This is a genomic window from Limibacillus halophilus (genome assembly GCF_014191775.1).
GTDB lineage: Bacteria > Pseudomonadota > Alphaproteobacteria > Kiloniellales > CECT-8803 > Limibacillus > Limibacillus halophilus.
This window is the reverse complement of record NZ_JACHXA010000007.1, coordinates 170,353-197,002: the sequence shown is the minus strand read 5'-3', so window position 1 is coordinate 197,002 and position 26,650 is coordinate 170,353. Positions and strand designations below refer to the sequence as shown.

Sequence of the window (26,650 nt, the reverse complement as noted above, 5' to 3'; positions counted from 1 at the left end):
TCGCCGTTGGCCGAAATCGTGCCAACCTGCGAAACCTCGTCCGCGCTCTTGATCTTCTTCGAGCGCTTCTGCAGGTCTGCAACAACCGCCGCAACTGCCGTGTCGACGCCGCGCTTCAGGTCCATCGGGTTCATGCCCGCAGCAACCGCCTTGGCGCCTTCGCGAATGATCGCTTGGGCCAGAACCGTCGCCGTGGTCGTGCCGTCGCCGGCAACGTCATTGGTCTTGCTGGCGACTTCGCGCACCATCTGCGCGCCCATGTTCTCGAACTTGTCGGAGAGTTCGATTTCCTTGGCGACCGTGACGCCGTCCTTGGTGGTCCGCGGCGCACCGAAGGACTTGTCCAGCACGACATTGCGGCCCTTGGGACCCAAGGTAACTTTAACAGCGTTCGCCAGTGTATCGACGCCGCGCAGCATCCGCTCGCGCGCGTCCTGACCGAATTTTACTTCTTTAGCACTCATCTTTCATACTCCTCTGTCGAAGAAAGTCCCTATTGCTCTCAGGCAACCTTCTTCTTGGCCCCGGCATCGTCGAGGATGCCCATGATGTCGCTTTCCTTCATGATGATGTAATCGACACCATCAAGCTTCACCTCGGTGCCCGACCATTTGCCGAAGAGCACCCGGTCACCGGCCTTTACGTCGAGCGGCACGATCTTGCCGTTCTCATCCCGCGCGCCAGCGCCAACGGAGATCACTTCACCTTCCATCGGCTTTTCCTTGGCGGTATCGGGAATGATGATCCCACCCGCGGTTTTTTCCTGGGATTCAACACGCTTGACCAGCACACGGTCATGCAGCGGACGAAACTTCATTGTAGTCCTCCTTTGAGCGAACGTTCCAAAGCTGCTTTGAGCACGCGTTGGAGGGGAGCCTGGGAATTAGCACTCTCCCCCATCGAGTGCCAGAAGATAGGTGGGGCAGTTCTTTCAATGGTTCAAGAGGAAAGAATGCATCGAGGCGAAGAAAATTATCGATTAGCAGCACTCTGCCGAACAGGCTGCTAGTGTATTGTTTTGTATGTATTTTTTCTACATTACTTCTTGCGTGAAACGCCAATCTGCACGAGAATCACTTGGTCACCCTTGCTCATGAGCGACTAAAAGCAACGAGGAGACTGAATGGTATGACGTCTGACCTGGCCTTACAGATGAAGGATTATCGGTTGACCACGGCTGAAATCCTTTACCGCCTACCCGATCACCCCTCGCTCCTGCAAAGCTACATCTGGCAGGAATATGACTTGGCTCCCGACTTCCCCACCTTAAAACGATTTCTGGATTTTTGGGACAATCACCTGGAAGGCAAGCTCTACTCGGTCAAGGTAGCGAATGTCTCCTTGATCGATCCGCCCAAAGCCAAACATGTCGACGCCCTATACCGCTTGCATTGATTGAATATCCAGCGTTTCTCGGTGCGCGGATAAGGCCAATCGGCCGCAGGGCGGGCCGATTGCTGATCGAGTCGGTTGCAGCCCGGCCCGTGACGTGCGAAACCACGCGGCAGGATAAGCAAAAAACGCGGGCAACGGCCGGGCATGACAACCTACAGCCACTACACACCCAGCATTCACGAGCGCCGTAATGACCCCGCCGTGGGCCTTTGGCTGCTCGGCACCGCCCTGATGATTTTTGCGATGGCGCTGATCGGCGCGATCACGCGGCTGACCGAATCCGGTCTTTCAATCATGGAGTGGGCGCCCTTGAGCGGCACTTTGCCGCCAATGAGCGCGGCCGAATGGCAACGTCTTTTCGATCTCTACAAGACGATCCCGGAGTATCAGACCGTGAACCGCGGCATGAGTCTGGCGGAATTCCAAGAAATCTTCTGGTGGGAATGGATACACCGGCTTTGGGGGCGGCTGATCGGTGTTGTCTATGGGCTACCGCTGATTTGGTTCTTACTGCGCGGCCGACTGAAACGCCGTAGCCTGCCGCATCTTTTCGGCATTCTGATCCTGGGAGGCGCCCAAGGTTTGCTTGGCTGGTTCATGGTCGCCAGCGGATTTGCCGATCGCACGGACGTCAGCCAGTACCGTTTGGCTGCACATCTCGGGCTCGCCCTTTTCCTCTATGCCTATGTTTTCTGGATGGCGTTGACTTTTCTCGATCCGCGGCCCGAACGCAGCGGAGATGCGACATCGCTGCGAGTTCTCTTGATCGCGTTTCTTGCCTTCCTTGCGGTGACACTCACCTCGGGCGCTCTCGTCGCGGGCCTGAATGCCGGACTGATCTACAACGATTTCCCCTTGATGGGAGGACACATCGTGCCGCCCGAGTACGGGCAATACGAACCGTTTGTATTGAACTTCTTCGAGAATCCGCCAGCCGTCCAATTCAATCACCGTCTCTTGACAATCATGACGGTCGCCTTTGCCATCGGACTCTGGTTCTTGTCACGGCGCGGCGAGTTGAGCCCGGTGGCACGCGCCGCCTTTACACTGCTTTGCCTGGCGGCGCTGCTGCAGTTCGGACTGGGCATCGCCACGCTGCTGGCCGCAGTCCCGGTGGCTCTCGGCGCCCTGCACCAGGCAGGCGCCATGCTGCTGCTCACCGCAACCGTCTTCGCGCTTTATCAATTGCGCCCCGGACGGGAGACTTTGGCATGACCGACGCTCAAGATTTGGATATCCCGACCGAACCCCTACCCGCATCGGTGCTTACAGGCTTTCTGGGGAGTGGTAAAACCACCCTGCTTCGACACCTTTTAAGCCACCCGGAAATGGATGAAACCGCCGTCGTCATCAACGAGTTCGGCGAGATCGGGCTCGACCATCACCTTGTTGCTGAGGCAACCGAGGACATGGTCCTGATGAATGCCGGTTGCCTATGCTGCACGATTCGCGGCGACTTGGTCGAAACGCTGCGCAGCCTTTACAGACGTCGGATCACGCGCGAGATACCGCCATTCCGTCGTCTGGTCATCGAAACGACGGGACTTGCCGACCCGGCGCCTATCCTTCAAACCTTGATGAGCGACCCCCTGCTGGTCGAACGGTTTCGCCTGGATGGGGTGATCACTACGGTCGATGCAGCCAATGGCGAAGTCACCCTGGATGCACAGATCGAGTCGGTCAAACAGGCAGCAATGGCCGACCGCCTGCTGTTGACCAAATGCGATCTGGTGGACCAGGACCGCATAGACGCCCTCACACAACGACTGGCGCAGTTGAATCCCGCCGCGCCGATCCTGCAGGTGGAAAACGGCAAGACAGAACCTAGCTCACTTTTCGGTTGTGGCCTCTACGACCCCGCATCCAAATCCTTGGACGTGCAACGCTGGTTGAAGGCCGAAGCCTACGAACATGATGAGGGGCACGGGCACGAACACCACCACGACGTAAATCGGCATGACGAAAGAGTGCGGTCTTTCTGCGTCACTTACGACGTGCCGCTGGATTGGGACCGATTGAACGCCTGGGTGGATATGTTGATCACGCTTTACGGTCAGCAAATCTTGCGGATTAAAGGCATCCTCTGCATCGCCGGGGAAGAAAAACCGCTGGTCATCCATGCCGTGCAGCATGTCTTTCATCCGCCGGTGGAATTGCCGAGCTGGCCGGATGACGATCATCGCTCCCGCATTGTTTTCATCGTCCGTGACCTGCCGGAAAGCCTGTTTCAAGAAACCATCCGTTCCTTCAACGAGGAATGAACGCCGCTTGACCGCGCAACGATGCGCCTTTAATCCCGACGCTGAAGGTCCTAAGCAACAACAAAACGAGGCTTAAGCCATGAACGCCGAAGAACTACGAAATCTGCAAGCTCCGATAAAGCAGCGCTACAAGGACGACCCCTCCAGCGCCATGGTGACCATGCGGGTTGAAGGCGACTTGGTACAGCCCAAGCTTGCCTGCAACGTACAGACCTTCGCCGGTCTGGCGGAAGCGGGCCTGCATCCGGCAGCCGGCGGCGACGCCACCCAGGCCTGTTCCGGCGATATGTTACTCGAAGCCCTCGCCGCTTGCGCGGGCGTTACCCTGAACGCGGTGGCCACGGCGATGGGCATCGCGATCAAGGGCGGCAAGGTGCTGGTCGAAGGCGATATGGATTTCCGAGGTACGTTGGGTACCAGCAAGGAGACACCGGTCGGTTTCCAGGACATCCGCATGACCTTCGCGATCGACAGCGACAGCCCCGCAGACAAGATCGAGAACCTCGTCCGCCTCACCGAGCGTTATTGCGTGGTTTATCAGACCCTGACCAACCCACCGCGCATCACGCAGAAACTGAAGCATCTCTAGTTCTTGATCACGCTCTGGAGAAATTGGAGCGGGCGATGGGGATCGAACCCACGACATTCAGCTTGGGAAGCTGACGCTCTACCGCTGAGCTACGCCCGCACCTTCTAACCTCGGATCGGCGATTTTTAAGGCTTCTCGGCGGCGCTGGCAACAGGCGTTTGTCTGGGCCATGCGTGCTCGCAAAATAATCAGTAAATTCATGGCTCAAAGTCACATAGTGACGAGAAAGCAACAGTTGTTGCATTTTTGCAATAATTACCGTGAAATACTCATTGAAGGTCGCAATTTTGTGAAACTCATGCTAGGAAGTGGTGACGACTGAAGAACAGCGAACAGCAAACAGCTATTCGTCACCTCAATTATGAGATGGCAGTTAAGTCATTAACTATTCGTATCGTGGATCACTAAAACCCTGGAGGGTTAGCTATGGTCAAAACCAAAATTCTAGGCGCTCTGGCTGCAATTACATTGCTCGCCGGTTGCGTGGGTACCAAAACCGAGACTCTGGGCGACGTTGAGCCGTCCGGCAGTGCGTTCACCAATGCGCTTTTCAGTGAGTACAAGGCTCTGGCCGAGTTCGAGGCCTATGAGATGTACGACTGGATTGACGCCGACTACTTCGCAGACAAGGCCGCTCGTGCAGCAGGCGGCGAAGCTGTCGAGCCCGCCGTTCTCGAGAACTGGGACCTTCCGGCTGAGCACGTAGACGAACTTACGACCGCCCGTGCGGCGCTCGTTGCGGCTTTGAATGCCGGTGCAACGACCAGGAAGCCCGAGACGGCCGCTCTCGCCCAGGCCAAATTCGATTGCTGGGTTGAGCAGCAGGAAGAAAACTTCCAGCCCGATCATATCGCGGCTTGTAAGGACGCCTTCTGGGCGGCCATGAAGGAGTTGGAGCCCCAGGCCCCGGCTGCCGTCATTCCGGCCACCTACACGATCCTCTTTGCCTTCGATAGCGCTGTCGTCACCGATCTTGGAATGAAGATCATCGACGCCGCCATCAAGGAAGCCACCCGCACTGGTGCCAGCTTCGCCCTGACGGGTCACGCTGACCGCTCCGGTTCGGAGGATTACAACATGAAACTGTCGCTGCGCCGCGCTGAAGCTGCTCGCGATGTCCTCGTTGCCAAGGGCGTCGAAGCCAGCAAGATCAGTGTCGCAGCCCGTGGCGAAAGCGAGCCGGCCGTGCCGACCGCTGACGGCGTGCGTGAGCAGGCCAACCGCCGCGTCGAGATCCTGTTGCAGTAGTAACAGACTCGAATCGGACCGAAAGGGATGGCGCCGCCTTCGGGCGGCGCCATTCTTTTTGCCCGTTTTCTGCTAATCTTGATGGAATGGCTTGGGCCGCAGGGCATGCGGGTTCTTCGGATTGTTTTGCCCACCGCCTGCGCCTATCTATGTGAGATTGCAGCGCCCACAAGGAACAGAAAAGCAATATGACCGAAGAAGGTTTCCAACCGCCCTACAGCCAGATCACAGCGGATATTCGCGTCAGCGCGAACCCGATCTATCTGGAGGAGCAATCGTCCCCGCTTGAGGGGCGTTATGTATGGGCCTATCAAATCTGGATCGAGAACCTCAGTCAGCAGCGGGTTCAGTTGCTCAATCGCTATTGGCATATAACCGACGCTCGCGGCCAGGTTCAGGAAGTCAGCGGTCCTGGCGTTGTCGGAGAGCAGCCTGTTCTGGAACCGGGTGAGCGCTTCGAGTACACGAGCGGGTGCCCGCTATCGACGCCTTCCGGCGTCATGGTTGGTCATTACGAGATGGTCGACAGAGAAGGGCGACTGTTCAAGGTTTCCATTCCCGCCTTTTCACTCGACAGCCCGCATCAGGCGGTTCACCTTAACTAGATACCGCCGGAAGCTATGGTATTGTTTTATTGCATAAGAAAGTCGGCACGCTTTTTTCTGGCTGTAGGTTGCGTGCGGGGATGAATTCAAGAAGGACCTGAACTGTGAGTGCGATCAAACCTGTGTCCAGCGGCGCTGCGCCTTTGGAGGAAAATGCCGACAACTTGAAGCCAAGCCGGCAGGAGGCGATGAAAGCTGTAGAGACTCTTATTCGTTGGGCGGGCGAGGACCCTTCTCGCGAAGGCCTGAAGGGCACGCCTGACCGCGTTGCGCGCGCTTATGAAGAGTTTTTTTCCGGCTACGATACCGACCCGGTTCAATTGCTCCAGCGCACCTTTGAGGAAATCGACGGTTACGATGAAATGGTTCTGTTGCGCGACATCCGATTCGAATCGCATTGCGAGCACCATCTGGCGCCGATCATCGGCAAAGCGCACGTCGCTTATATGCCCGACCGCAGGGTCGTAGGCATCAGTAAGCTTGCACGCGTCGTCGAGGCCTATGCGAAGCGCATGCAGATACAAGAAAAGATGACCGCGCAGATCGCCAACACGATCCAGGAAGTTCTTCAGCCCAAGGGCGTTGCGGTCGTAATCGAGGCGGCACACCAGTGCATGACGACCCGTGGCGTTCATAAGTCCGGCGTCACCATGGTTACCAGTCGCATGCTCGGCCTCTTCCGTAGCAACCCCTCGACACGGCGAGAGTTTTTGTCCTTGGTGGGAAACCCCGGGAACAGCGCCAGCTCCGGCATGATGGGATGATGAAGTCCTGAGAGCCGTTACCGGGGCTTGCCTGTCCAGAGCAACAGCTTTGGGGGTGGCCGATCACTTTTTTGTTGAGTGGAGCGTCGGCTTTTGGCCCTATGACTGCATGACAATCGGGTATCCTAGGGAACATTCCGCACGAGAGGCGCCTCGAAGATGGACCTGAGACCGGTATGCTTCGTGCTAGGAATACTATTGTCGATCCTGGCGGTCGCCATGACCTTGCCGGCGATCGTGGATTACGCTTTCGGGCATCGAGACTGGGAGGTCTTCCTGGCGGCGGCTGCCGTAACGTTGTTCGTGGGCGTCGCGTTGATACTCTCGACGCGGTCCGGTTGGCACGGGTTTAGCTTGCGCCAAGCCTTCGTCATGACAGCGTCAGCTTGGGTGGTCATCGCCTTTTTTGGGGCGTTGCCGCTGGCTTTCTCCGAACTGAAACTGGATATGACCGACGCTTTCTTCGAGTCCATGTCCGGCATTACCACGACCGGCTCAACGGTCATCGTGGGTCTGGACAACGCACCGCCTGGCATTTTGCTGTGGCGCGCTATTCTTCAGTGGCTGGGCGGGATCGGCATCATTGTCATGGCTCTGGCAATTCTGCCGATACTTCAGGTCGGTGGCATGCAGATCTTCCGCGTAGAGGCCTTTGAGACCAGCGAAAAGGTCCTGCCGAGGGCCGCGCAGATGGCCGGTGAGATTTCAATTGTTTATGTCGGCCTGACCTTCGTGACGGCGGTCTTGCTGTGGACCGCAGGCATGAGCGGATTTGATGCACTCGCCCATGCCATGACGGCAATCGCTACCGGAGGCTTTTCCACGCGTGACGCCTCGCTCGGCGCCTTCAATGTCCCCGCGATTCATTGGATCGTCATTGTGACCATGATTCTAGGCTCCGTGCCGTTTGTGCTGTATCTGCGCGTATTGCGCGGCGATGCCCGATCCCTGTTTCGTGATGGCCAAGTCCGCTGGATGATCGCCATTCTATTTGGCGCCAGCATGATCACACTCCTGTGGTTGCTCAGTGAAGGATTCTACAGCAGCAGCCACGACGCAGCCCGGCATGCGGTCTTCAATGTGGTCTCGGTGATGACGGGAACCGGCTATAGTTCCACTGATTTTGGGATGTGGGGCGGTTTTCCCTCCACCCTGCTTTTTGTGTTGATGTTCATCGGCGGATGCGCGGGCTCGACAACTTGCGGCATCAAAATTTTCCGCTTCCAGGTAATTTACGCAGAGGCACACGCCCAGTTGCGAAAACTAATCCAGCCCAACGGCATCTTCATACCTTACTATGCCGGAAAGCCTATTCCCGAGGGCGTGGCGCAATCGGTCATGGGCTTTTTCTTCCTTTATGGCGCGGCCTTTGCGACCTTGGCCTTGGGTTTGGGATTCATGGGTTTGGATTTCACCACCGCCGTTTCAGGGGCGGCAACCGCAATTTCCAACGTTGGACCGGGTCTTGGCGAAATCATCGGCGCATCGGGAAGCTTCGCAACCCTGCCGGATGGCGCCAAGTGGCTGCTGTCCGTGGGTATGTTGCTCGGCCGCCTCGAGCTTTTCACGATTTTGGTGCTTTTCCTGCCGGCATTCTGGCGCGCTTAACACGAAAGGGCATAGGGGTTCATGACGGGCAAGATTTTTTCGCCGTTGGAGATGATCGAGCGGTTGGTTTCATTCGACACCACCTCGGCGAAGTCCAACCTGGAGTTGATCGCCTTCGTTGAAGACTATCTGGACAGCCACGGAATTAGGCACCATCGCTTCGCTAACAGCGAGGGAAACAAATCGAACCTTCTTTGTTCGGTTGGTCCCGACGTCAAGGGCGGCATCGTGCTCTCGGGGCATAGCGACGTGGTGCCGGTGACCGATCAAGCCTGGGACAGCGATCCTTTCACTGCCGTTGCTAAAGACGGACTCCTCTATGGCCGCGGCACCGCCGACATGAAATCGTTCCTGGCCATTGCCCTTGCGATGGTCCCAACATTCAAGGAATCGAAGCTCACAAAACCTATCCATATCGCGCTCTCGTACGACGAGGAAGTCGGTTGCCTGGGGGTGGGGAGCATGATCGAGGGGTTGAAGGACGTGATACCGACACCCAGCATCGTTCTGGTTGGAGAACCAACGAGCATGCAGGTGGTCAACGCTCACAAGGGTGTCTTTGGCTTTCATACGACGATCGACGGTCAGGCTGCACACTCCAGCCTGCCGCACCTGGGCGCCAGCGCCAATCTTGCCGCCGGCCGGCTGGTCAACCTGATCGCGGATCTGGCGGAAGAGAAGCGGCAATCTGCGTCGGCGGACTGCCCCTTCGAACCACCCTATACCACGTTCAATGTCGGCCAGATCAATGGCGGCACGGCGCTCAACATCGTACCGCGACATTGCGAGTTTGTCTGGGAGTTCCGTCTGCTACCTGGCGATGACGCCCAGGCGATTATCGCGCGCTACGAAGCGGCCGTCGCGGAGGAAGTGCTGCCTTATCTGCGTGCCACTTTCCCCGCGGCCCAGATCACCACACGGTCAATTTGCACCGTGCCACCATTGGAACCTGAAGAAAACGGGGCCGCCGAAGCGCTGGCCTGTCATCTGACGGGCGCCAACGCAACGAATGTCGTCGCCTACGGCACCGAGGGCGGCATGTTCCAGGCAGCAGGGCTTTCCACCGTGGTTTGTGGCCCCGGATCAATCGAGCAGGCCCATAAGCCCAATGAATTTATTGCTCTATCCCAGGTAGAGGCCTGCGAGACCTTCATGCGGAAGCTTGCCGCCTGGCTTTCGCATCCCTCGACCTAGGTTGCCGATCAGCGCAAACTCGGCCCCAAATAGCGCGGAATTTCCTTATCGAGTTCCGCGTCTAGATTTCTCATGATTTGCTCGACGATCCTAAAGAGAATGCGGTCGCGCTGGTTGAGCGTTGCATTCTCAGCGATGCTGCGCGAGTGCCGCGCTTCAGCCCACACACGACCCGTCGTGTTACCTTGCGCGTCCGTAACGATCAACTCGACGGCGATCCGGCCATCATACTGACGGGATTGATCGTTGGTCAGCAGCCCGGTCAAACCACCCTTGGTTTCGAGCTCACGACGCAGAATCGAACCGTCTAGGATAATGAAACGCGCACGCCCGCCACTACCCACCGCCTTCAGACGATCCGCAGCCCAGTCGGCAGCAGCTTTGACCGGCGGTAGCGGTGCGCGTTCTTCTATGTTGGGCAGTTGTGACCTGGTCCGGTACTGCTGCTCGACGACAATTTCCGAGACCGCCAGAAAATAAGGCTTCTTATGAGCCCAGGTGAGTTCCGGAAAGCTGTTCTCGGGCGGCGGTGTCCTGCATCCTGTCAAGGCCACCACACCCAACAGCAGTAACACGGCCATTACACATCTTCGTTTCAACAGCGCTCGCATCGCCTTGGCAGACCTCCAGAGCTTGCGGTTCGTCTCAGTTCCTCGGCGTTTCCGCGTCGGCGTTTTCTTGTAACACGCGCAGGTCGTCATCATCGAAATGATAAGCCGTGCGGCAGAACTCGCATATCACTTCGACGCGCCCATTGTCCTTTAAGGATTCCAGATCATTGGGTGCAACGGAAATTAAGACCTGACTGACCCGGTCCCTCGAACAACGGCAACCAAAAGCAAGGTCGCGTCCTGGAAACACCCTGACGCCGTCTTCATGGTACAGGCGGAACAGCAACTCGTTGGGCGTCAACTCCTCAGAAAGCAACTCCTGATCCTTGGCCGTCGACAGCAGCGTCAAAGCCCTCAGCCAACCTTCCTCACGCTCACTGTCCCTGGCGAGCCCTTGCTCCTTCGCCTCTTCGGCAGGCATCTGCTGCAGGATGATGGCGCCTGCTCGCCAGCCGCCGTCCTCGCTTTGGCCGGCCGCCGAGCGCAGTGCTGTCGACAATTGTTCCGATTGGCGAAAATAGTGCTGCACGCTGTCGGCCAACTTGCTGCCGGTCAACTGAACAATCCCTTGATAGCGCTCCGTGTTGGCGCCCTGATCGACTGTAAAGGCCAGATAGCCTTCACCTAAAAGGTCGCTGACTTCCAAGGTGGTCCTATCCGTTGCCACAGCGGCAACGGCATCGGCATCGTAGTCGGCATATCCCCGCAAGTTTCCCTCGGAGGTCATATCGACAACCATCGTGCGGACCGGACCATCGCTCTTCGTCTGAAGGGTAAAGATGCCCTCGAACTTCAGAAGACTGCCCAGCGCCGCACCCAACGCCAGCATCTCGGCAAGGACTCCGGCAACGGGCGCGGGATAGGCATGGCGCGACAAGACTTCCTGGACAGCGTCGGCCAAGCGGACGACGCGGCCACGCACACCCGCCGCCTCGACCATGAACGGCTTTATCTGATCGGTCGAACCCGCCTGCGCCTCAGACGTCGTACTTACATCAGACACCAGCGGAGGATCCCTTTCTGGGCGTGCAAACGATTCTCGGCCTCGTCCCATACGGCAGAGGCAGGCCCATCCATCACCTCGGCAGCGACTTCCTTGCCGCGGTAGGCTGGCAGGCAATGCATGAAGATGGCGCCTTTGTGAGCCATGTCCATAACCTTCTGGTCGACCTGATAATGACTAAGCAGCTTCATTCGACGTTCGCTATCGCCAACGTCGTCACCCATGGATACCCAAGTATCGGTGACGACACAGTCGGCATCGGTCACCGCCTCTTCGACGTTGCCGGTGACGACGATGGTCGCACCCTCACCCCGCGCCCAATTCACGACATCGGAAGGCGGCATCAGCTTCTCGGGGCAGGCAAGTCGTAACTCGAAACGGAAGCGCGCGGCCGCCTGCAACCAGGATACCGCCATGTTGTTGCCGTCCCCACACCAAGCCACCACCTTCCCCTCGATGCTGCCCAGGCGTTCCTCGAAGGTCAGGATATCGGCCATCAACTGACAGGGGTGGGTGCGGTCCGTTAACCCGTTGATGACAGGAATGCTGGCAAACTCCGCCAACTCCAGCAGCTTTTCTTCACGGGTTGTGCGAATCATGATGGCATCGACGTAGCGCGACAGGACGCGGGCCGTATCGGCAATTGTCTCACCACGCCCTAACTGCGATCCGCCGGGCTCCAGAACGACTGGGTAACCGCCCAGCTGCTTGATACCGACCTCAAAGGAAACCCTTGTGCGCGTCGAGGGTTTCTCGAAGATCAGAGCAACGCACTTGTTGTCCAGAGGCTTGGCATCGCCCTCCGGCGGCTTACCGGCCTTGTAGGCCTTGCCCCACTCCAAGATGTTCCGCAGGGACTTGGCGTCCAACCGATCGATGTCCAGAAAATGTCTTGGGTTATTCATATCAGGCCGCCTTCGCCATGGCTTTGCAGGTCTGCTCAAGAATAGCGACCGCTTCCTTGACCTCAGCCTCCTTAATGATCAACGGCGGCAGAATGCGCACAACGTTCTCAGCCGCCACCACCGTCAAAAGCCCCAGTTCGCGTGCTTGAAGTCCAAAATCCGTGTTCGGAACCCGACATTTCAATCCCAGCATCAAGCCGGCGCCACGCACCTCTTCCAGCACCTCGGGGTTCCGGTCGCAGAGCGCTGCCAGTTCACGCCAAAGGTGACGGCCAACACGATCGACCTCTTGGAAGAAACCTTCTTCAAGCAGGATATCCATCACCGCGTTGCCAACGGCCATGGCAAGTGGATTGCCGCCATAGGTGGAGCCATGGGTGCCGGCCGTCATGCCGACCGCGGCTTTCTCGGTCGCCAGGCATGCGCCCAGCGGGAAGCCGCCGCCGATCCCCTTTGCCGAGGCGACGATGTCGGGGGTGATCCCCGCCCATTCATGGGCGAAGAGCTTTCCGGTGCGCCCCATGCCGCACTGAACTTCGTCAAGAAACAGCAGCAGGCCGAACTCGTCGCAGATCGTGCGCAAGGCGCGCAGGTACTCCAAATCGGCCGGGCGGATACCGCCCTCGCCCTGAACCGGCTCAACCAAGATCGCCGCTGTCTCGTCATCAATGGCGGCACGCAGCTCGTTCAGATTGCCGAAAGCCACGTGAACGAAGCCCGGCACTTCCGGAAGGAACCCCTTCATGTACTTTTCGTTCCCGGCCGCCGAGATAGTCGTCAGCGTACGACCATGAAAAGCGCCACGGCAGGTGATGATCTTGTACCGCCCCGGAGAACCGGTGTCGTCATGGTACTTGCGCACCATCTTAATTCCACACTCCAGCGCCTCCGCGCCGGAGTTCGTGAAGAACACGGTGTCCGCAAAGCTTGCCGCAACCAGCCTTTCCGCCAGACGCTCGCCTGCGGGAATTCGATAGAGGTTCGCGCAATGCCAAAGTCGTCGCCCTTGCTCCTCCAGCGCCTTGACGAGGTGCGGGTGGCTATGCCCCAGACTGTTGACGGCGATCCCTGCCGCAAAGTCCAGGTAGCGCCGCCCGTCGCTGGTGAAGAGATAAGCGCCCTCGCCCCGCTCGAAAGCGAGATCGGCGCGCGCATAGGTGGGCATAACGGCGGAAATCACAGAGGTTCCTCCACTCCATAAGTACGTCCCGTGTGGGAAGGAGCTGACTTTTGCCGATGGCCCCGCTTGTGTCAAGACAACCAGGGGGTTGCGCCCGGGAGAAACAAGCCTTGAGCAAGCCGGCGCTATTTAGGCTTTGATCTTGTACCCCAACCGGAACAGGCGCGCGCAAAGCCACGCCAAGAAAGTGATCACACCAACAAGCACCAGGAAGCCAACCAGAAGATTGCTTTCGCTTTTGCCTATCAAGCCATAGCGGAAACCATCGACCAGGTAGAAAACCGGATTGAGGCGAATGGCCATCGCCGCCAGGTCCGGCAGACTGGTTGTCGGGAAGAAGGCCCCCGACAGAAACCCCAGTGGCAAGATCATAAAAGTATCGGTTGCCGCGTAGTGTTCCCATCGATCCGCCCAGAGGCCCGCCAGAACGCCAATCAAACCGAACAAAACCGCGGTCAGTATGGCAAATAGAAGTGAAATCTGTGGGGCCGCAAACGAAAAGCCGGCAAATGGCGTCAGCGTGAGAAATACCGCACAGCCGACAATCAAGCCGACCACCGCGGCTCCAAGGACGTAACCAAGCATCATTTCGCCGGCTGACAGCGGCGCGGAGACAATATCGCCGATCATGCCCTCGAGCTTGTCATACAGCAGCGGTACGGCACCGAATTCAAAGGCCGAATGCGCCAACGCGAAGATGATGATACCCGGGGCAACAAAAGTTACCGGCAGCAAACCGCCCTCAAGGATAGTGCCCGGTGTGTAGGCAACCGCGAACACGCCCAGGAAAAGCCCGCCGGAAACCATAGGGCCACCAATTGTTTCCACGGCCTCTTTCAGGAATCGGCTAACGCATCGCCAAAAGAGCGTCCACAGTCCGATGGAATTTAGGGCGCCGAAAGCCCTCGGCTGCAGTGTGCGCGGCAGGCTCATCGCCCTCAGCTCTTTAATCGCCAGCCGCTCTTTAGCAGCCGGTAGCAGACGAATCCGAGGATCAGATTAGCCGAACCAAGCACAAGAACACCCAAAAGCAAGCTACCATCGGCGCGGTCGATAAAACCGAAACGGAAGCCGTCGATCATATAGAAGAACGGGTTGAAATGGGCGACTGTTTGCCAGACATCGGGCAAGCGCTCGATTGAATAGAAAGTACCGGACAGGAATGCTAGAGGCGTCACAACAAAGTTTGTAATCGCCGCTATATGATCGAATCGATCGGCCCATATACCGCCCAGCAACCCAATCAACGAAAGCAAAGACGACGCCATTAACGCGTGCAAGATCACGAAACCGGGGTGCGGTATCTGCATCGGCACGAAGATCCACATACCGACCAGAACCGCGCTGCCAACGACGAGACCCCGCGTGATCCCGCCAAGAATCAAACCCAACGTCAACTCCGCAGGCGATAGCGGCGGCATCAGAAGGTCCACGATATTGCCTTGAACCTTGGCGATCAGAATTGATGACGATGTGTTTGCAAAAGCATTTTGGACCATCGCCATCATGATCAAGCCGGGAGCCAGGAACTGGTCATAGGGAATGTTGCTCGGCGCGCGCGCCCGCCCGCCCAAGGCCAGTGTGAAGATCGCGAGAAACAGCAGCGTGGTCACCATCGGCGCCATGACCGTCTGCGTGAATACATTCAGAAACCGGCGAACTTCCTTGACGTAGAGCGTCCAGAAGCCGCGCCAGTTGACCACACCCAATTGGCGCGGCAGGGGTGTATCGAAACCGGTATTGGACATGGCAGGACCACTTAGGCTCTTTCCTTTCTGAAAGCAAGTTCCGGACTGGCAATACACCGTCCCATACAAGCGCCAAGCAGATGACCAGACGCCGTCTTTCGTGGCATATTCCCTGGATGACCGACAAGGATGCAGACGATGGCCGGATGTCTGAGCGGCGACAAGGCGCGCGACGCAGGCGCATCAAGAAAGTAACGCCGCAGTATCTTGAGCGTGTCGGCCTCTGGTATCTGGAGCGCTATGGCTCATCCTCGGCCAATTTCGAACGGGTTCTATGGCGGCGCGTGGAGCGAAGCGCCAAAGAACATGGGACGGATCCCGAAGAGGGTCGCAAAGCGATCGTCGCATTGGTCTCGAAACTGCAACGCGCAGGGTTGCTGAACGACCGTGCCTACGCACAATCCCGAGCCCGTGGGTTGTTCCGCAAAGGCCAGTCCTTGAAAGCGATCGATCAATCACTCCGGCAGAAGGGCCTAGCCGAAGAGGATCGTCAGGCCGCCATCGAGCAGTTCGAGGAAGCGGACGAAGACACGGATTTGGCCGCGGCGGCAACCTATGCCAGGCGGCGGCGCCTCGGCCCTTACCGCCCCTCGGAGAAGCGAGCGGAAACGCGGGAACGGGACCTGGCCGCGCTGGCGCGAAGAGGCTTCGACTACGCAACGGCACGCGAAGTTATCGATGCCGAGGACCCTGAGATTCTTGAGGCCGTCGCGCACAAAATCCTGGCGTCCCTTTGATCTCGAAGCGACCTGCGCTATTTCTTAGATTACGAAGATTACGAACGCGGGAAAGGTTTGGCCAAATGCTCCGACTGCTCCTGATCTGCGCAACCCTTCTGATCACCAATGGAGGATCCGCCATGTCCGCAGAGTCCCAAGGGAACGCCCATGCCTTTGGTTTCACCGCCATTGAAGGCGCGCCCCTACCGATGGAGACCTTTGCCGGGCGCCCCGTCTTGCTGGTGAATGTCGCCAGCGAGTGCGGTTTCACACCCCAATACGAAAACCTTCAGCGTGTTTGGGAGACCTACCGTGAACGGGGATTGGTGGTTCTTGGCGTGCCCTCAAACGACTTCGGCGCACAGGAGCCGGGCAGCGAAGCCGAAATAAAGACCTTTTGCGAGACGCGGTTCGGTATTGATTTTCCGATGACCCGAAAAGAGAAGGTTGTCGGTCCCGATGCACATCCACTGTATCGATGGATTCGCGAGAGCTTGGGCGAGGCTGGCGAGCCGCGCTGGAACTTCCACAAATACTTGCTGTCGGCAGAGGGGGAATTGTTGGACGCATGGCCATCAGCCGTGAAGCCTGACGAGGAGCCGGTAACCACAGCAATCGAAGCCGCGCTCCAGTAGCGAAGTGGCGGCTTAAAGCGCCACAAAAAAACCGACCCCCGACGTAAAGAGAACTTCTCTTCCATCGAGGGTCGGCAGTATTTGCGAGGATATCTCTTAGCTGTAGGCGAACACCCCCATCGTTCAACCTACCGGCCGGAGATGACGACCGACCGAGACCAACTGGAAGAACAGCGCATGGCCCTGGTAAAGGCAATCTCCATGAGTGGCGGGCCCAGCTCAAGTTGAAGTTTGTACTAAATTTACTCAGGGATATTAACGCCCTGCGCCAAGGCTTATCGCTCGCTTGCGCCAGAACACCTGTCTTCGATCGCCGCCAGGATACTTTGCTTTTCTTCAGCCGACAGAATCGGCCAGTTGCGAATCTCGTCGATGGTTCGGTGGCATCCCATGCACCAGTTCGTAACCGGATCAAGCGTGCAGACCGAAATACAGGGCGATGGGATTGTGGTGTCGATCTTACGCCCAAGCGCTTCGCGGCGGCGGCGGCGGCGTTCGGCTCGATCTTCCGGATTCACTATCTTACTCCCGTCTTCCAAACTCACGCTCCTCATATGGCGCCGGGCCAAGATCAAGTAAACGCTGCAACCATAAACGACTTGCCGTTCACGTTCAGCCGACAAACGACTATGATTACCGAAACCTCGCCAAGGAAGGGGCCGCCGAGTGAAAATCCCGTCCCTGCGTCGACTGCGACTTGTTACCGGGCTGATCCTTTTTACCTATATCAGCGGTCATCTGATTAATCACGCCATGGGGCTTGCCGGTCTCTTTGCGATGGAGAACCTGCGCGAATTGTTGCAAGGCTTATGGCGCTCCCTGCCAGGCACTATCCTGCTGTACGGCAGTTTGGTTATCCACTTGCTGCTGGCCTTTTGGGCGATCTACAAACGACGCCGCCTACGGATGCCTGTATCCGAGTGGGCGCAGTTGCTTCTGGGCCTGACAATCCCTCCACTCCTCGCGGCGCATCTCTTCGGCACGCGATTGGCCGTTGAACTGTACGATCTGGAGACTAGCTACGGCACTCTGTTGCTTCTCTTTTGGGGCGGCGATTCAATGCTGGCCCTCAAGCAGTCGCTGCTGCTGCTTGTGGCTTGGACGCACGGCTGCTTCGGTATTTATTTTTGGCTGCGGCTAAAGCGGTTTTTCCCGCAGGTGCGGGCGCTGTTGCTCGCTTCGGCCGTTGGTATTCCCTTGCTCGCACTCTCAGGATTCACCGCGGCGGGGCGCGAGGCACTGCTTCGCGCACGCGCCAATCCGGATTGGGCTGAACCCTACCGGGCCGCGCTTCAGGTTCTGGGCGAGCCGGAAGTCGCAACATTGGGCTTAGCCGAAACCTTGCTGCTGAGCCTGCAGGTGGCATTGCTGGCCCTGGCGCTGAGCTCACGTTTGGTCCGCTATGGTCTGCAACACCGTGCCGGCCGGGTCGTTGTGCAGTACAGCAACGGGTCGCGGGTGACGGTTGCCAAGGGCACATCGGTGTTGGAGGCCAGCCAGTTCGCCGGCATCCCCCATGCATCCGTATGCGGCGGTCGTGGTCGCTGCTCGACCTGCCGGATCGGCGTCAGGCGAGGTCTGGAATCCTTACCCAAGTCCAGCGACGAAGAGCAACGGGTCCTAGATCGTATTCACGCGCCGGCCAACGTACGCCTCGCCTGTCAGTTGAGGCTAGCCTCTGATTTGGAGGTACACCCATTGCTGCCGCCCGAGAGCGCGCCGCGACACGTCCACTCGCTTGTCGGGCGCCGCCATGGCGAGGAGCGCCTGACCACAGTGCTCTTCGCCGATCTCCGCGGCTTCACAACCCTGGCCGAAGGCCGCCTGCCCTATGATGTCATTTTCCTTCTCAATCGCTTCGCCCGTGAAATGGGCGAGGCGATCACCGAAGCAGGCGGCAAGATCGATAAATTCATGGGTGACGGTGTCATGGCGCTCTTCGGTCTGGAAAGCAGTGGCGAAATTGGCGCCCAACAGGCTTTGCGCGCTGCGGCCTTGATGGCGGAGCGGCTGGATCAATTGAACGAAAGCCTGGCGCATGACCTACCGGAGCGGCTGCGCATGGGGATCGGCATTCACGCCGGGTCAGTCATTATCGGCGAAATAGGCTTTGGCGACGCGCGTAGCCTGACCGCCGTTGGCGACGTCGTGAACGCCGCAAGCCGAATGGAGGCGCTAACTAAAGAATATGGCAATGATCTCGTCGTCTCCGTTTCGACCCTTGAACTAAGCGGCATAGATTTACCCGCTCAAGAACAGCATGAAATTACTTTGCGAGGACGGCGTGAAACGCTGGCCATCGTCGCCATCAATCCACGGACAATTCATCGCAATAATACAATGTAATACTTTCGATTGAAGCCTGTGCGGCATTGCCCTTATTCTGAATTCGTCGGTTCCAAGTCATTGTTACAATGATCATCAACGGCGTAATTGCGTCGGCTCGGGGGAAAGAATTTGCTGCTGAAACATTTTTGGGGAATCCGTAACGGATTCCTGCTTATCTGCACGCTGGGTCTGCTAGCGGCCTGCGATCAGCAAGATAAAACCTCGCAGACGCCGGCAGCGCCGCCGCCGAGCGTCACTGTAGCCCCTATCGTGTCGAAGCAGATATCGACGTCGCTTGAATACGTCGGTCGTACACGCGCAAATCAGCAGGTTGAACTACGTGCGCGCGTTACCGGCTTCTTGCTAGAGCGCCCCTTCAAGGAGGGTAGTGACGTCAATAGAGGTCAACTGCTTTATCAGATTGACCCGGCTGAGTTCGAAGCAGCCAAGAAGGTTGCAACCGCAGGCGTTGAAAGAGCGCAGGCCACCCTTGTCGATGCCAACAAAACTTTGGAGCGAAGCCGAACCCTCGCGGCTCGTGGCACAGTCAGCCAAGCCAAGCTTGACGAGTCGACGGCCGCCGCCGCCCAAGCTCAGGCCGATTTGGCCGCGGCGCAGGCCGACCTTACCGCAGCCGAACTGAACCTTGGCTACACAACCATTACCGCACCGATTTCGGGACGCATCGGCGCTACGACGGTCGATGCGGGAAACCTTGTTGGACCGGATGCCGGTGTGCTGGCGACAATTCTCGATCTCAATCCCATAGAGGTCGAGTTCGCGATATCGGAACGGCAGATGCTCGACTACCAACAGCGCAAGGCAACGGGCGAGGCCCGCAGTTTCGAGCCGAAGTTGCGGCTGGCAAACGACACTATGCTTGAAACACCGGGCGAGCTTTACTTCATCGACAACCAAGTTGATCCCGTGACTGGCACCATCAAGCTAAGAGTTCGTTTTCCCAATGCGGAGGGGCTGGTCTTGCCGGGCCAGTTCGTCAACGTCCTCCTGGTAAGCAGCGAGCCGCGCGATGAGGTCGTGGTGCCCCAGGCTGCAGTCCAGACAAGCCAGGCGGGTGCCTTTGTGCTGACCGTAGATGCAGACAACCAAGTGACTGCTAAACCCGTCGAACTCGGCGAGCGCAGCGGTAGAGACATCGTTGTGAAGCAGGGTGTCGCCGTCGGCGAAATGTTGATCGTCGAGGGTGTTCAGAAAGTGCGTCCGGGCGCCAAGGTAAGCCCGACCGTGATCACCCCAGTCGGCTCGGATTCCTGACATGCTCAGCGGTTTCTTCATCGACCGGCCTAAGTTTGCCTTCGTCATCGCGATTGTCATCGTTCTGGCGGGAATGCTGTCGCTGTCGCGGCTACCGATTGCAGAGTTCCCGGAGCTGACGCCCCCGCAAGTCCAGGTAAAGGCCAGCTATCCCGGTGCCAATGCTCAAGTTGTCGAGCAGACGGTTGCGGCAGTTATTGAATCCGAGGTCAACGGCGTCGAAGGCATGATTTACATGTCCTCGAAAAGCGCCAACGACGGAAGCTACACGCTGACCATAACCTTTGAAGTCGGAACGGACGGCGACCAAGCACAGGTAAATGTGCAGAACCGCGTCGCCTTAACCACTGCGCGACTGCCCGAAGAGGTCGTACGGCAAGGCATAACAACCAAGAAGCAGAGCACGTCGATGCTGATGCTGGCCAATATCTATGCGCCGGACGGCGGGTTTGACGACATCTTCTTGAGCAACTACGCGAGCATCAACGTGCGGGACAGATTGGCCCGTGTGCCCGGTGTGGCGAGCGCGGATATTCTGGGTGCACGCGATTACGGCATGCGCGTTTGGCTGAACCCGGATCGCCTTACGAGCTTAGAGATGACGGCTGGCGACGTGATCAATGCAATTCGCGAGCAGAACGTCCAGGTATCTGCAGGTAGCATCGGCGAGGCACCAACCACCGAAGGGCAGCAGTTCCAGTTCAGCATCCAAACCAAGGGCCGTTTGGAAAGCGTTCAGGAGTTTGAGCAAATTGTCATTCGAGCTGGCGGTGACGGCACCCTAGTCCGCTTGGCCGACGTGGCGCGCGTGGATCTGGGCGCGCAAACCTATGGCTGGTTTGCCAGGCTGGACGGCAAACCAGCAGCGGTTATCGCCATCTATCAGCTGCCTGACGCCAACGCGCTCGACGTCGCAGAGGGCATCAAGGCAGAGCTTGCAAAAATTTCCACGAACTTCCCGGAAGGGCTAGCCTACAAGGTTACCTACGACACGACCCGTTACGTTCAAACATCCATGCGCGAGGTACTCGTCACCCTGCTGCAAGCCATGGCGCTGGTCATCTTGGTGGTCTTTGTGTTCTTGCAAGACTGGCGGTCCACGCTCATTCCGACCATCACCATACCGGTTTCTTTGATCGGCACGTTGGCAGCGCTCCTGGCCATGGGCTTCACTATCAACACCGTGAGCCTCTTCGGATTGATCCTGGCGATCGGCGTGGTGGTCGATGATGCAATCGTGGTGGTCGAGAACGTCCAACGACATATGTCCGAAGGCAAAGCGCCCCGCGAGGCCACTTGGCTGGCGATGAAGGAAGTGAGCGGCCCGGTCGTCGCCACCACCCTGGTGCTGCTGGCGGTTTTCGTGCCGGTGGGCTTCACGCCCGGTCTGACGGGGCGCCTGTATGAGCAGTTCGCCGTCACCATTTCGGTCGCAGTCGCGATTTCATCAATCAATGCCCTGACGCTCAGTCCTGCACTTTGTGCGAGCTTCCTCAGACTCCCCAAGCCAGCCAAACGCGGCCCATTGTTCTGGTTCGAGAAGCTTCTGAACCGCACACGGAAGGGTTACACCGGCATTGTCGGACTGATGACCCGGCGGCTGGCGATTACCGGTATTGTCTTTGTCGCCAGCCTGGCCGCTACCGGCTGGTTGCTGCAGAGCCTGCCCACCGGCTTCGTACCTGAGGAGGATCGCGGTGCGCTCTTCATCGATATGCGCTTGCCCGATGCCGCCGCGCTACCCCGTACAGCAACTCAACTGGAAGAAGTCGAAGCTGTCGTCGCTGCGATTCCCGGAGTGGAAAGCATTACCTCGGTCGGCGGTTATTCACTCCTTTCCGGCGCGGTAGTGCCCAATGGCGGAATGCTTGTCGTTGTGCTTGACCCCTGGGACGAGCGTCAGGAGCCGCACCTTCACCTCAACGCCATACTCGCGCAGCTACGCGCGAAACTTTATACGCTCCCCGGCGTGACGGCGATCCCCTTCAATCCGCCCCCCATCCCCGGTTTGGGTACGACTGGCGGCTTCGAATTCGTTCTCCAGGACACCGAGGGGCGGGATTCATCCGAACTCGCCTCGGCACTCGGCGGGTTCATCTTCGAGGCCAATGGAAGGCCCGAGCTGAACGCCGTCTTCAGCATGTTCCGAGCCAATGTTCCGCAGCTCTTCGTCGATGTCGACCGTGAATCGGTTAAGACCCGCGGCGTCAATTTGGGCGAGGTATTTCAGGGTTTGGCGGCGAATCTGACGGCGTTCTATGTCAACGACTTCAATCTGTTCGGCCGGGTCTATCGGGTGATGCTCCAGGCCGAAGCGGAACGTCGCAATGCCCCGGAAGATATCGAGGACATCTACGTCCGCGCCAGCAACGGAGAAATGGTGCCTTTGCGTACACTCGTGCGGGTGAAGCCGATTCTGGGACCAGAACAGGTGGAGCGCTACAATCTCTATCGTTCTGCGACCATCAATGGAAATCCAGCACCCGGCCGCAGCTCGGGCGAGGCTTTGCAAGCCATGGAGACTTTGGCGCAGGAAACGCTGCCTAGCGGCTACAGCTTCGAATGGACCGGCATGGCCCTGCAGGAAATCAAGGCCGGGCAGGCGGGGTCGATGGTCATGATTCTCTCCATCGTGTTCGCCTACCTGTTCCTGGTAGCACAGTATGAAAGCTGGACTGTTCCCTTCTCAGTCATGCTCTCGATCGGCGTAGCGGTGCTTGGTGCTGTAGCATTGCTTGGCTGGCGCGGTATTGCGCTCGATGCTTACGCGCAGGTCGGGCTTGTCCTGCTGGTTGGCTTGGCGGCCAAAAACGCGATCCTGATTGTCGAGTTCGCCAAACAGCTTCGCGAGGAAGGGAAAAGCATATTCGATGCGACGCTAGAGGCCGCCGATCTGCGATTCCGGGCCGTGATGATGACAGCGCTCTCTTTCATTCTAGGCGTACTCCCGCTGGTCTTTGCCAGCGGCGCCGGATCGGCAAGTCGGCAATCTGTCGGCACCACCGTCTTTGGCGGCATGTTGGGCGCTACACTTCTGGGAATTTTCTTCATCCCGCCGCTTTTCGCGCTCTTCCAATCCTTGCGTGAGAAAGTCAAGGGCCAGAGCGCAGGCACCACGGAGGTGCCACAACCGGCACAGGCAGACTGATCGTCAGCAATGAAATGGGCGCGCTAGGCCTTACTGTGCCGATGCAACAGGTGAATTACGTAAACTTTCCAGATAGCGCAGGTTTTCCGCCGCCTGGGCGTGATAAGCGGGACTGAGGTCAAGAGCCCGGTTAAAATAAGTTCCCGCAACATCATAGTCGCCGCGCAGCATGGCGACATAACCCACATTGTTCATGACTTCCGGCAGGTTTTCGGGAGAGACCCCCATGAGAGCCTCCACATAGCGACCCTGCCAGGCGATTGCCAGCTTCAGGTTGTTCTGCGCCGCGACAAACTTTGGATCGAGATCAATCGCCAGCCGAAAGGTGTTCTCTGCTTCAACGTACTGTTCTTGAAGCAACTTCGACATCCCCAGGTTGTTGACCGGAACCGGTGACCGAGGCACCAACTCCATCGCGTGGGTATAAGCCTCCGACGAACCGACCCAGTCGCGCCCCGCATCCTTGGCCCTGCCCAGGCCGTTCCAGGCCCGCCATAGACCGGGATCGCGCTGGACCGCGAGTTCAAGCCGCGCCCTTGCTTCACCAAGCTCACCTTGCACCAAAAGAATGAGTCCCTCACCCTGAAGCGCGCGGGCGCCATACTCCGGGTCCCCGACGATCGAAGCAAAATGCTTCCGAGCTGCGTCCAACTGTCCCGTTTGGAGAAGCGTTTCGGCAAATCCATAAATGGCCCGCGGATTGCTGGGGTCATCCTGCAGCACGCGTGCGTATTCCTGCTGCGCTTCGTAAACTCTCCCGTCGGCCAGAAGTTCATCCGATCGATCGAGATCGCCAGGTGGGATTACGTCTTTGACCAGACCGCGGACCTGCGACGCCGGCGGGCCTTCGGGCTCGCTCGACAGACAACCACTGAGAATGAGCGCGGCAAGAGGTATCAAGGCAACCGCCAGACGGGAACGATTTCCAGTCTGGGCCGAAGCCTCGGTAGGTCGCAACGTCATGGTTCCCCCCTTTAGCTCCAGGTTCTCAGTTGTTTTCCGCCTGGGCCACCATCGTGTCGAAAATCAGGACATCCGCGCCAAGCAGGACACGCAAGTCTTCGGCCAAGGTATCGTCCTTAACCAACCGCGGCAAGGAATCGAAGGTTACTGCCAGACGCTCGGCCGTACAGCGGGCCGAAGAACGGTAGTGAATGGTGCTGCTCGCATAATTGTAATGATCTGCGTTCAACAGGCGCGCCGTGACCAGCCCATCATGTTTGAGCCAACCACGCGTCCGCCGCGCCATCCCCTCGCGACCATTGCCATTGACCAAGGTAATCTGCGCCTCACCGATGGATAGCGAGCAGTTTCGTGCGGCATCAATCACCGACGCGACGCTATCACCTTTGCCGTCGCTTGGTGTCACGGACGGAGCCTCCAAAGGCTCCACGATCACCGCCGTAACCGGTAGGGCCGGCATCTCTGTGGGACCAGCTGGCTCTTGCCTTTTCGGGCGCGATCCGTCGGGCAGCACCGCAAGCGCGACTTGCTCCAGCTTCGCGGGCATCAGTCGGGAACCGCCTAGTCCGGCTTTCAATGGACCACTAACAACCTGAGAAAGCGTATCGGGCTTCACTGCAGGGAGCGGTATCGACGGCAATGTATCGTATGATTCCGAGGCCGAAGGCTCCGGTGTCCGCGTCAAGCTCACCGGCTCAAGCGCAAAGGATGCGGTGTGCTCGGGCACCAACCGTTGCGGGGCCGGCAGGCTAGCCTCCTGGATGGTTGCCGGCATCTGTCGCTCCGACGGGCTCGGTTCCGGCTGACTTGGCTGCGGAGCCAAAGCGGTCATCTCAGCCGACGGCTGAGTAACGATGATCTGGCTTCGGTCCGATGTCTTTGCGACATAGGGTTTCGTTAGCTCCGCAACCTGTGCCGCAGGCGGCGTGTCTTCCTGTATGTCGGAAGTGGGTTCCGGCTTGTTCTCGAGCAAGGCGATGTTGGCTAAAATGACATCATTGCCAGCGGAGAGCGCCCTGGCCTCGTTCAGGTAGCGCTGGGCTGTTTGTTCATCACCGCGCTTGAGATGGGCATAACCGACGTTGTTCAAAACATCCGGGTCTTGCGGCGCCAGCGCCAGGGCCTTGTTGAAATAGCGATCGGCAAGATCCGGGCGCCCAACCATATCGTAAGCGACCGCCAGGGCATTGATACCCTCAAGAGAATCCGGCGCCTTGCGATGCGCCTTCAAAAAATACTCAATCGCCTTACCGACATTGCCTCGGTTCAACTCCTGCTTGCCCTGCTCATATTCCTGCGAAACAGTGACGGCAGACTGGGCTTGCGACGTCGTTTCCTGGTTCACCTTCTCCGGTGCTGAAGGAGCTGCCGTCAACTGTGCCGCAGAATTGCCAAGACTTCCGCAGGCGCTCAGCGCCGACATGGCTACGATCAAGCCCGCGCCCTGGAGCAGCTTGTTTCTCATGATCATACCCTCCCCTCGTCCTCTAAATGTCGGCGGCGCCAGACAGCGGCCCGCTCACATCACCTTCATCATTCGAATGATGACTGGTGACAGAATGACGATCATCAACACCGGGAAAATGAACAGCACCAGCGGCACCGACAACTTGGCCGGTAGCGCCTGTGCTTTCTCCTCAGCGCGGGTGACCCGCTTATCTCTCATCTCGTCGGTGTAGACACGGAGCGTTTCAGCGATGCTGGTTCCCAATTCTTCGGATTGGATCAGCAACACGACAAAGGCCTTGACCTCGTCCACTCCCATACGTTCAGCCACATTGCGCAGCGCCTCGGTTCGCGATTGACCCGCGCGCAACTCACTAGCCATCATTCTGAAGTTTTCACCCAGCACCGGATATGATCTGCCGATTTCTCGGCTGATACGTTCGATGGCCTGGTCGAGCGACAAACCGGCCTCCACACACACCACCAACAAATCCAGCGCATCGGGGAAGCCATCCCGGGCCTGCTGTTGCCTCGCGCCTATTTTCTGCTTCAAGAACATAACCGGCAGATAAAGGCCGACGATGCCGAGCACTGCGGCGCCACCTACTGCGGTAGAAACCGTGAACTCACGCGTGACCAGCGGGAAAACTAGTGAAAACAATACCGGCAGGGTTATCGCAATAACAGCGCGCACCGCGTAAAAGATCGGGACGGCACGGGCCGAATAATAACCGGCCAACACCAGTTGCCGACGGACCCGCGATAGATCGGTCATATCTTGCGGGAGGCTTTCACCAACCTTCGAAAGGACCTTGGCAATCTTGTCCTTGCGGTTGGCGCTGATCTCCTCACGATCGGTCGGCTTCTGGCTCAAGCGCCGCGCGAAACCGCCTTCGCCGCCCGCAACCGCCGTCAATCCGAAGAAGAGCAAGCCGGCAACCAAAAACACCAAGCCGCCGACGACTATCGGCGCATTGGCTTCAGCCAGTACTAGAAGATTTGCCAGGAAGTCCGGCATACTTGCT

At 58.3% G+C, this 26,650-nt stretch carries 26 protein-coding genes and 1 tRNA gene; 14 read left to right on the top strand and 13 right to left on the bottom strand.

From position 1 onward, the window contains the following. Both FHR98_RS12965 and groES read right to left on the bottom strand, forming a co-directional pair. A partial coding sequence (locus FHR98_RS12965; protein WP_281369954.1) for a TCP-1/cpn60 chaperonin family protein occupies nucleotides 1–464 on the bottom strand: 464 nt, incomplete at its 3' end. Between the two features lie 38 nt (nucleotides 465–502). Continuing rightward, the gene (gene groES, locus FHR98_RS12960) at nucleotides 503–817 is read right to left on the bottom strand and encodes a co-chaperone GroES (protein WP_183417124.1); all 315 of its coding nucleotides are present in this window, start codon (nucleotides 815–817) and stop codon (nucleotides 503–505) included. Nucleotides 818–1,128: 311 nt separating this feature from the next. Here groES and FHR98_RS12955 point away from each other — a divergent pair, with 311 nt between their 5' ends. The 4 genes from FHR98_RS12955 (at nucleotide 1,129) to FHR98_RS12940 (ending at nucleotide 4,245) form a co-directional block, all read left to right on the top strand. Further along, nucleotides 1,129–1,395 carry an usg protein gene (locus FHR98_RS12955; RefSeq protein ID WP_183417123.1) on the top strand — a complete coding sequence of 89 codons (267 nt, stop codon included), beginning with the start codon at nucleotides 1,129–1,131 and terminating at the stop codon, nucleotides 1,393–1,395. A 144-nt stretch (nucleotides 1,396–1,539) separates the two neighbouring features. Beyond that, entirely contained in the window at nucleotides 1,540–2,610 is a 1,071-nt protein-coding gene (locus FHR98_RS12950) for a COX15/CtaA family protein (RefSeq protein ID WP_183417122.1), read from the top strand. Further along, the gene (locus FHR98_RS12945) at nucleotides 2,607–3,656 is read left to right on the top strand and encodes a CobW family GTP-binding protein (protein ID WP_183417121.1); all 1,050 of its coding nucleotides are present in this window, start codon (nucleotides 2,607–2,609) and stop codon (nucleotides 3,654–3,656) included. Before FHR98_RS12950 ends, FHR98_RS12945 begins: the two co-directional genes overlap by 4 nt. Before the next feature lie 79 nt (nucleotides 3,657–3,735). Continuing rightward, the gene (locus tag FHR98_RS12940) at nucleotides 3,736–4,245 is read left to right on the top strand and encodes an OsmC family protein (RefSeq protein WP_183417120.1); all 510 of its coding nucleotides are present in this window, start codon (nucleotides 3,736–3,738) and stop codon (nucleotides 4,243–4,245) included. Nucleotides 4,246–4,269: 24 nt separating this feature from the next. On the opposite strand, the gene FHR98_RS12935 is transcribed toward FHR98_RS12940, so the two are convergent. Then, nucleotides 4,270–4,344 (bottom strand) — tRNA-Gly (locus FHR98_RS12935). Nucleotides 4,345–4,671: 327 nt separating this feature from the next. On the opposite strand from FHR98_RS12935, the gene FHR98_RS12930 reads away from it, so the two are divergent. The 5 genes from FHR98_RS12930 to argE all read left to right on the top strand — a co-directional run bounded on the left by FHR98_RS12930 (nucleotide 4,672) and on the right by argE (nucleotide 9,664). Further along, nucleotides 4,672–5,493 (top strand): OmpA family protein, encoded by an 822-nt coding sequence (locus FHR98_RS12930; protein ID WP_183417119.1) that lies wholly within the window; start codon nucleotides 4,672–4,674, stop codon nucleotides 5,491–5,493. A 188-nt stretch (nucleotides 5,494–5,681) separates the two neighbouring features. After that, nucleotides 5,682–6,098: a Co2+/Mg2+ efflux facilitator ApaG/CorD gene (gene apaG / locus FHR98_RS12925; RefSeq protein WP_183417118.1), complete on the top strand. Its 417-nt coding sequence runs from the start codon at nucleotides 5,682–5,684 to the stop codon at nucleotides 6,096–6,098. Nucleotides 6,099–6,286: 188 nt separating this feature from the next. After that, nucleotides 6,287–6,862, top strand: coding sequence for a GTP cyclohydrolase I FolE (gene folE, locus FHR98_RS12920; protein ID WP_221205898.1), 576 nt, complete (start codon nucleotides 6,287–6,289; stop codon nucleotides 6,860–6,862). A 159-nt stretch (nucleotides 6,863–7,021) separates the two neighbouring features. Then, nucleotides 7,022–8,470 (top strand): TrkH family potassium uptake protein, encoded by a 1,449-nt coding sequence (locus FHR98_RS12915; RefSeq protein WP_183417116.1) that lies wholly within the window; start codon nucleotides 7,022–7,024, stop codon nucleotides 8,468–8,470. Nucleotides 8,471–8,491: 21 nt separating this feature from the next. Next, on the top strand, nucleotides 8,492–9,664 hold the full coding sequence (gene argE, locus FHR98_RS12910) for an acetylornithine deacetylase (protein ID WP_221205889.1): 1,173 nt from the start codon (nucleotides 8,492–8,494) through the stop codon (nucleotides 9,662–9,664). An 8-nt stretch (nucleotides 9,665–9,672) separates the two neighbouring features. Here the strand turns inward: argE and FHR98_RS12905 are convergent, their stop codons facing one another. The 6 genes from FHR98_RS12905 to FHR98_RS12880 all read right to left on the bottom strand — a co-directional run bounded on the left by FHR98_RS12905 (nucleotide 9,673) and on the right by FHR98_RS12880 (nucleotide 15,111). After that, nucleotides 9,673–10,245, bottom strand: a complete 573-nt coding sequence (locus FHR98_RS12905) for a hypothetical protein (protein ID WP_183417115.1) — start codon at nucleotides 10,243–10,245, stop codon at nucleotides 9,673–9,675. A gap of 64 nt (nucleotides 10,246–10,309) precedes the next feature. Then, the gene (gene hslO, locus FHR98_RS12900) at nucleotides 10,310–11,278 is read right to left on the bottom strand and encodes an Hsp33 family molecular chaperone HslO (protein WP_221205888.1); all 969 of its coding nucleotides are present in this window, start codon (nucleotides 11,276–11,278) and stop codon (nucleotides 10,310–10,312) included. After that, nucleotides 11,266–12,183, bottom strand: coding sequence for an ornithine carbamoyltransferase (gene argF, locus FHR98_RS12895; RefSeq protein WP_183417113.1), 918 nt, complete (start codon nucleotides 12,181–12,183; stop codon nucleotides 11,266–11,268). The genes hslO and argF overlap by 13 nt, the downstream gene beginning before the upstream one ends. Before the next feature lies 1 nt (nucleotide 12,184). After that, entirely contained in the window at nucleotides 12,185–13,363 is a 1,179-nt protein-coding gene (locus FHR98_RS12890) for an aspartate aminotransferase family protein (protein ID WP_183417112.1), read from the bottom strand. A 129-nt stretch (nucleotides 13,364–13,492) separates the two neighbouring features. Continuing rightward, on the bottom strand, nucleotides 13,493–14,296 hold the full coding sequence (locus FHR98_RS12885; RefSeq protein ID WP_183417111.1) for an ABC transporter permease: 804 nt from the start codon (nucleotides 14,294–14,296) through the stop codon (nucleotides 13,493–13,495). Nucleotides 14,297–14,301: 5 nt separating this feature from the next. Next, nucleotides 14,302–15,111: an ABC transporter permease gene (locus FHR98_RS12880; RefSeq protein WP_183417110.1), complete on the bottom strand. Its 810-nt coding sequence runs from the start codon at nucleotides 15,109–15,111 to the stop codon at nucleotides 14,302–14,304. 80 nt (nucleotides 15,112–15,191) lie between these two features. Between FHR98_RS12880 and FHR98_RS12875 the strand changes: the two genes are divergently transcribed. Further along, on the top strand, nucleotides 15,192–15,848 hold the full coding sequence (locus tag FHR98_RS12875; RefSeq protein ID WP_221205887.1) for a regulatory protein RecX: 657 nt from the start codon (nucleotides 15,192–15,194) through the stop codon (nucleotides 15,846–15,848). 122 nt (nucleotides 15,849–15,970) lie between these two features. Further along, a complete protein-coding gene (locus tag FHR98_RS12870; protein ID WP_221205886.1) occupies nucleotides 15,971–16,465 on the top strand; it encodes a glutathione peroxidase in 495 nt (164 codons plus the stop codon). Nucleotides 16,466–16,740: 275 nt separating this feature from the next. On the opposite strand, the gene FHR98_RS16750 is transcribed toward FHR98_RS12870, so the two are convergent. Beyond that, nucleotides 16,741–16,983 (bottom strand): DUF1289 domain-containing protein, encoded by a 243-nt coding sequence (locus FHR98_RS16750; RefSeq protein ID WP_322091254.1) that lies wholly within the window; start codon nucleotides 16,981–16,983, stop codon nucleotides 16,741–16,743. Nucleotides 16,984–17,131: 148 nt separating this feature from the next. Here FHR98_RS16750 and FHR98_RS12860 point away from each other — a divergent pair, with 148 nt between their 5' ends. The 3 genes from FHR98_RS12860 to FHR98_RS12850 all read left to right on the top strand — a co-directional run bounded on the left by FHR98_RS12860 (nucleotide 17,132) and on the right by FHR98_RS12850 (nucleotide 23,216). Next, the gene (locus FHR98_RS12860) at nucleotides 17,132–18,811 is read left to right on the top strand and encodes an adenylate/guanylate cyclase domain-containing protein (RefSeq protein ID WP_183417107.1); all 1,680 of its coding nucleotides are present in this window, start codon (nucleotides 17,132–17,134) and stop codon (nucleotides 18,809–18,811) included. Between the two features lie 111 nt (nucleotides 18,812–18,922). Next, entirely contained in the window at nucleotides 18,923–20,068 is a 1,146-nt protein-coding gene (locus tag FHR98_RS12855) for an efflux RND transporter periplasmic adaptor subunit (RefSeq protein WP_183417106.1), read from the top strand. A gap of 1 nt (nucleotide 20,069) precedes the next feature. Next, nucleotides 20,070–23,216, top strand: a complete 3,147-nt coding sequence (locus tag FHR98_RS12850) for an efflux RND transporter permease subunit (RefSeq protein ID WP_183417105.1) — start codon at nucleotides 20,070–20,072, stop codon at nucleotides 23,214–23,216. A gap of 30 nt (nucleotides 23,217–23,246) precedes the next feature. Here FHR98_RS12850 and FHR98_RS12845 read toward each other — a convergent pair whose 3' ends face one another. Genes FHR98_RS12845 through FHR98_RS12835 form a run of 3 tightly spaced genes read right to left on the bottom strand, consistent with a single transcriptional unit; the run spans nucleotide 23,247 to nucleotide 26,643 of the window. After that, nucleotides 23,247–24,179 (bottom strand): tetratricopeptide repeat protein, encoded by a 933-nt coding sequence (locus tag FHR98_RS12845; protein ID WP_183417104.1) that lies wholly within the window; start codon nucleotides 24,177–24,179, stop codon nucleotides 23,247–23,249. Nucleotides 24,180–24,204: 25 nt separating this feature from the next. Beyond that, a complete protein-coding gene (locus tag FHR98_RS12840) occupies nucleotides 24,205–25,644 on the bottom strand; it encodes a LytR C-terminal domain-containing protein (protein ID WP_183417103.1) in 1,440 nt (479 codons plus the stop codon). 54 nt (nucleotides 25,645–25,698) lie between these two features. Then, nucleotides 25,699–26,643: a type II secretion system F family protein gene (locus tag FHR98_RS12835; RefSeq protein ID WP_183417102.1), complete on the bottom strand. Its 945-nt coding sequence runs from the start codon at nucleotides 26,641–26,643 to the stop codon at nucleotides 25,699–25,701. Nucleotides 26,644–26,650: the final 7 nt, after the last annotated feature.

Bases quoted from the DNA above. Each gene is read 5' to 3' on its own strand.
- FHR98_RS12885 (WP_183417111.1), bottom strand. From the start codon at position 14,296: ATGAGCCTGCCGCGCACACTGCAGCCGAGGGCTTTCGGCGCCCTAAAT.
- argF (WP_183417113.1), bottom strand. From the start codon at position 12,183: ATGAATAACCCAAGACATTTTCTGGACATCGATCGGTTGGACGCCAAG.
- FHR98_RS12940 (WP_183417120.1), top strand. From the start codon at position 3,736: ATGAACGCCGAAGAACTACGAAATCTGCAAGCTCCGATAAAGCAGCGC.
- FHR98_RS12840 (WP_183417103.1), bottom strand. From the start codon at position 25,644: ATGAGAAACAAGCTGCTCCAGGGCGCGGGCTTGATCGTAGCCATGTCG.
- FHR98_RS12845 (WP_183417104.1), bottom strand. From the start codon at position 24,179: ATGACGTTGCGACCTACCGAGGCTTCGGCCCAGACTGGAAATCGTTCC.
- FHR98_RS12945 (WP_183417121.1), top strand. From the start codon at position 2,607: ATGACCGACGCTCAAGATTTGGATATCCCGACCGAACCCCTACCCGCA.
- argE (WP_221205889.1), top strand. From the start codon at position 8,492: ATGACGGGCAAGATTTTTTCGCCGTTGGAGATGATCGAGCGGTTGGTT.
- FHR98_RS12880 (WP_183417110.1), bottom strand. From the start codon at position 15,111: ATGTCCAATACCGGTTTCGATACACCCCTGCCGCGCCAATTGGGTGTG.
- FHR98_RS12875 (WP_221205887.1), top strand. From the start codon at position 15,192: ATGACCAGACGCCGTCTTTCGTGGCATATTCCCTGGATGACCGACAAG.
- FHR98_RS12955 (WP_183417123.1), top strand. From the start codon at position 1,129: ATGACGTCTGACCTGGCCTTACAGATGAAGGATTATCGGTTGACCACG.
- FHR98_RS12905 (WP_183417115.1), bottom strand. From the start codon at position 10,245: ATGGCCGTGTTACTGCTGTTGGGTGTGGTGGCCTTGACAGGATGCAGG.
- FHR98_RS12950 (WP_183417122.1), top strand. From the start codon at position 1,540: ATGACAACCTACAGCCACTACACACCCAGCATTCACGAGCGCCGTAAT.
- FHR98_RS12930 (WP_183417119.1), top strand. From the start codon at position 4,672: ATGGTCAAAACCAAAATTCTAGGCGCTCTGGCTGCAATTACATTGCTC.
- FHR98_RS12850 (WP_183417105.1), top strand. From the start codon at position 20,070: ATGCTCAGCGGTTTCTTCATCGACCGGCCTAAGTTTGCCTTCGTCATC.
- FHR98_RS12870 (WP_221205886.1), top strand. From the start codon at position 15,971: ATGTCCGCAGAGTCCCAAGGGAACGCCCATGCCTTTGGTTTCACCGCC.
- apaG (WP_183417118.1), top strand. From the start codon at position 5,682: ATGACCGAAGAAGGTTTCCAACCGCCCTACAGCCAGATCACAGCGGAT.
- FHR98_RS12915 (WP_183417116.1), top strand. From the start codon at position 7,022: ATGGACCTGAGACCGGTATGCTTCGTGCTAGGAATACTATTGTCGATC.
- folE (WP_221205898.1), top strand. From the start codon at position 6,287: ATGAAAGCTGTAGAGACTCTTATTCGTTGGGCGGGCGAGGACCCTTCT.
- FHR98_RS12835 (WP_183417102.1), bottom strand. From the start codon at position 26,643: ATGCCGGACTTCCTGGCAAATCTTCTAGTACTGGCTGAAGCCAATGCG.
- groES (WP_183417124.1), bottom strand. From the start codon at position 817: ATGAAGTTTCGTCCGCTGCATGACCGTGTGCTGGTCAAGCGTGTTGAA.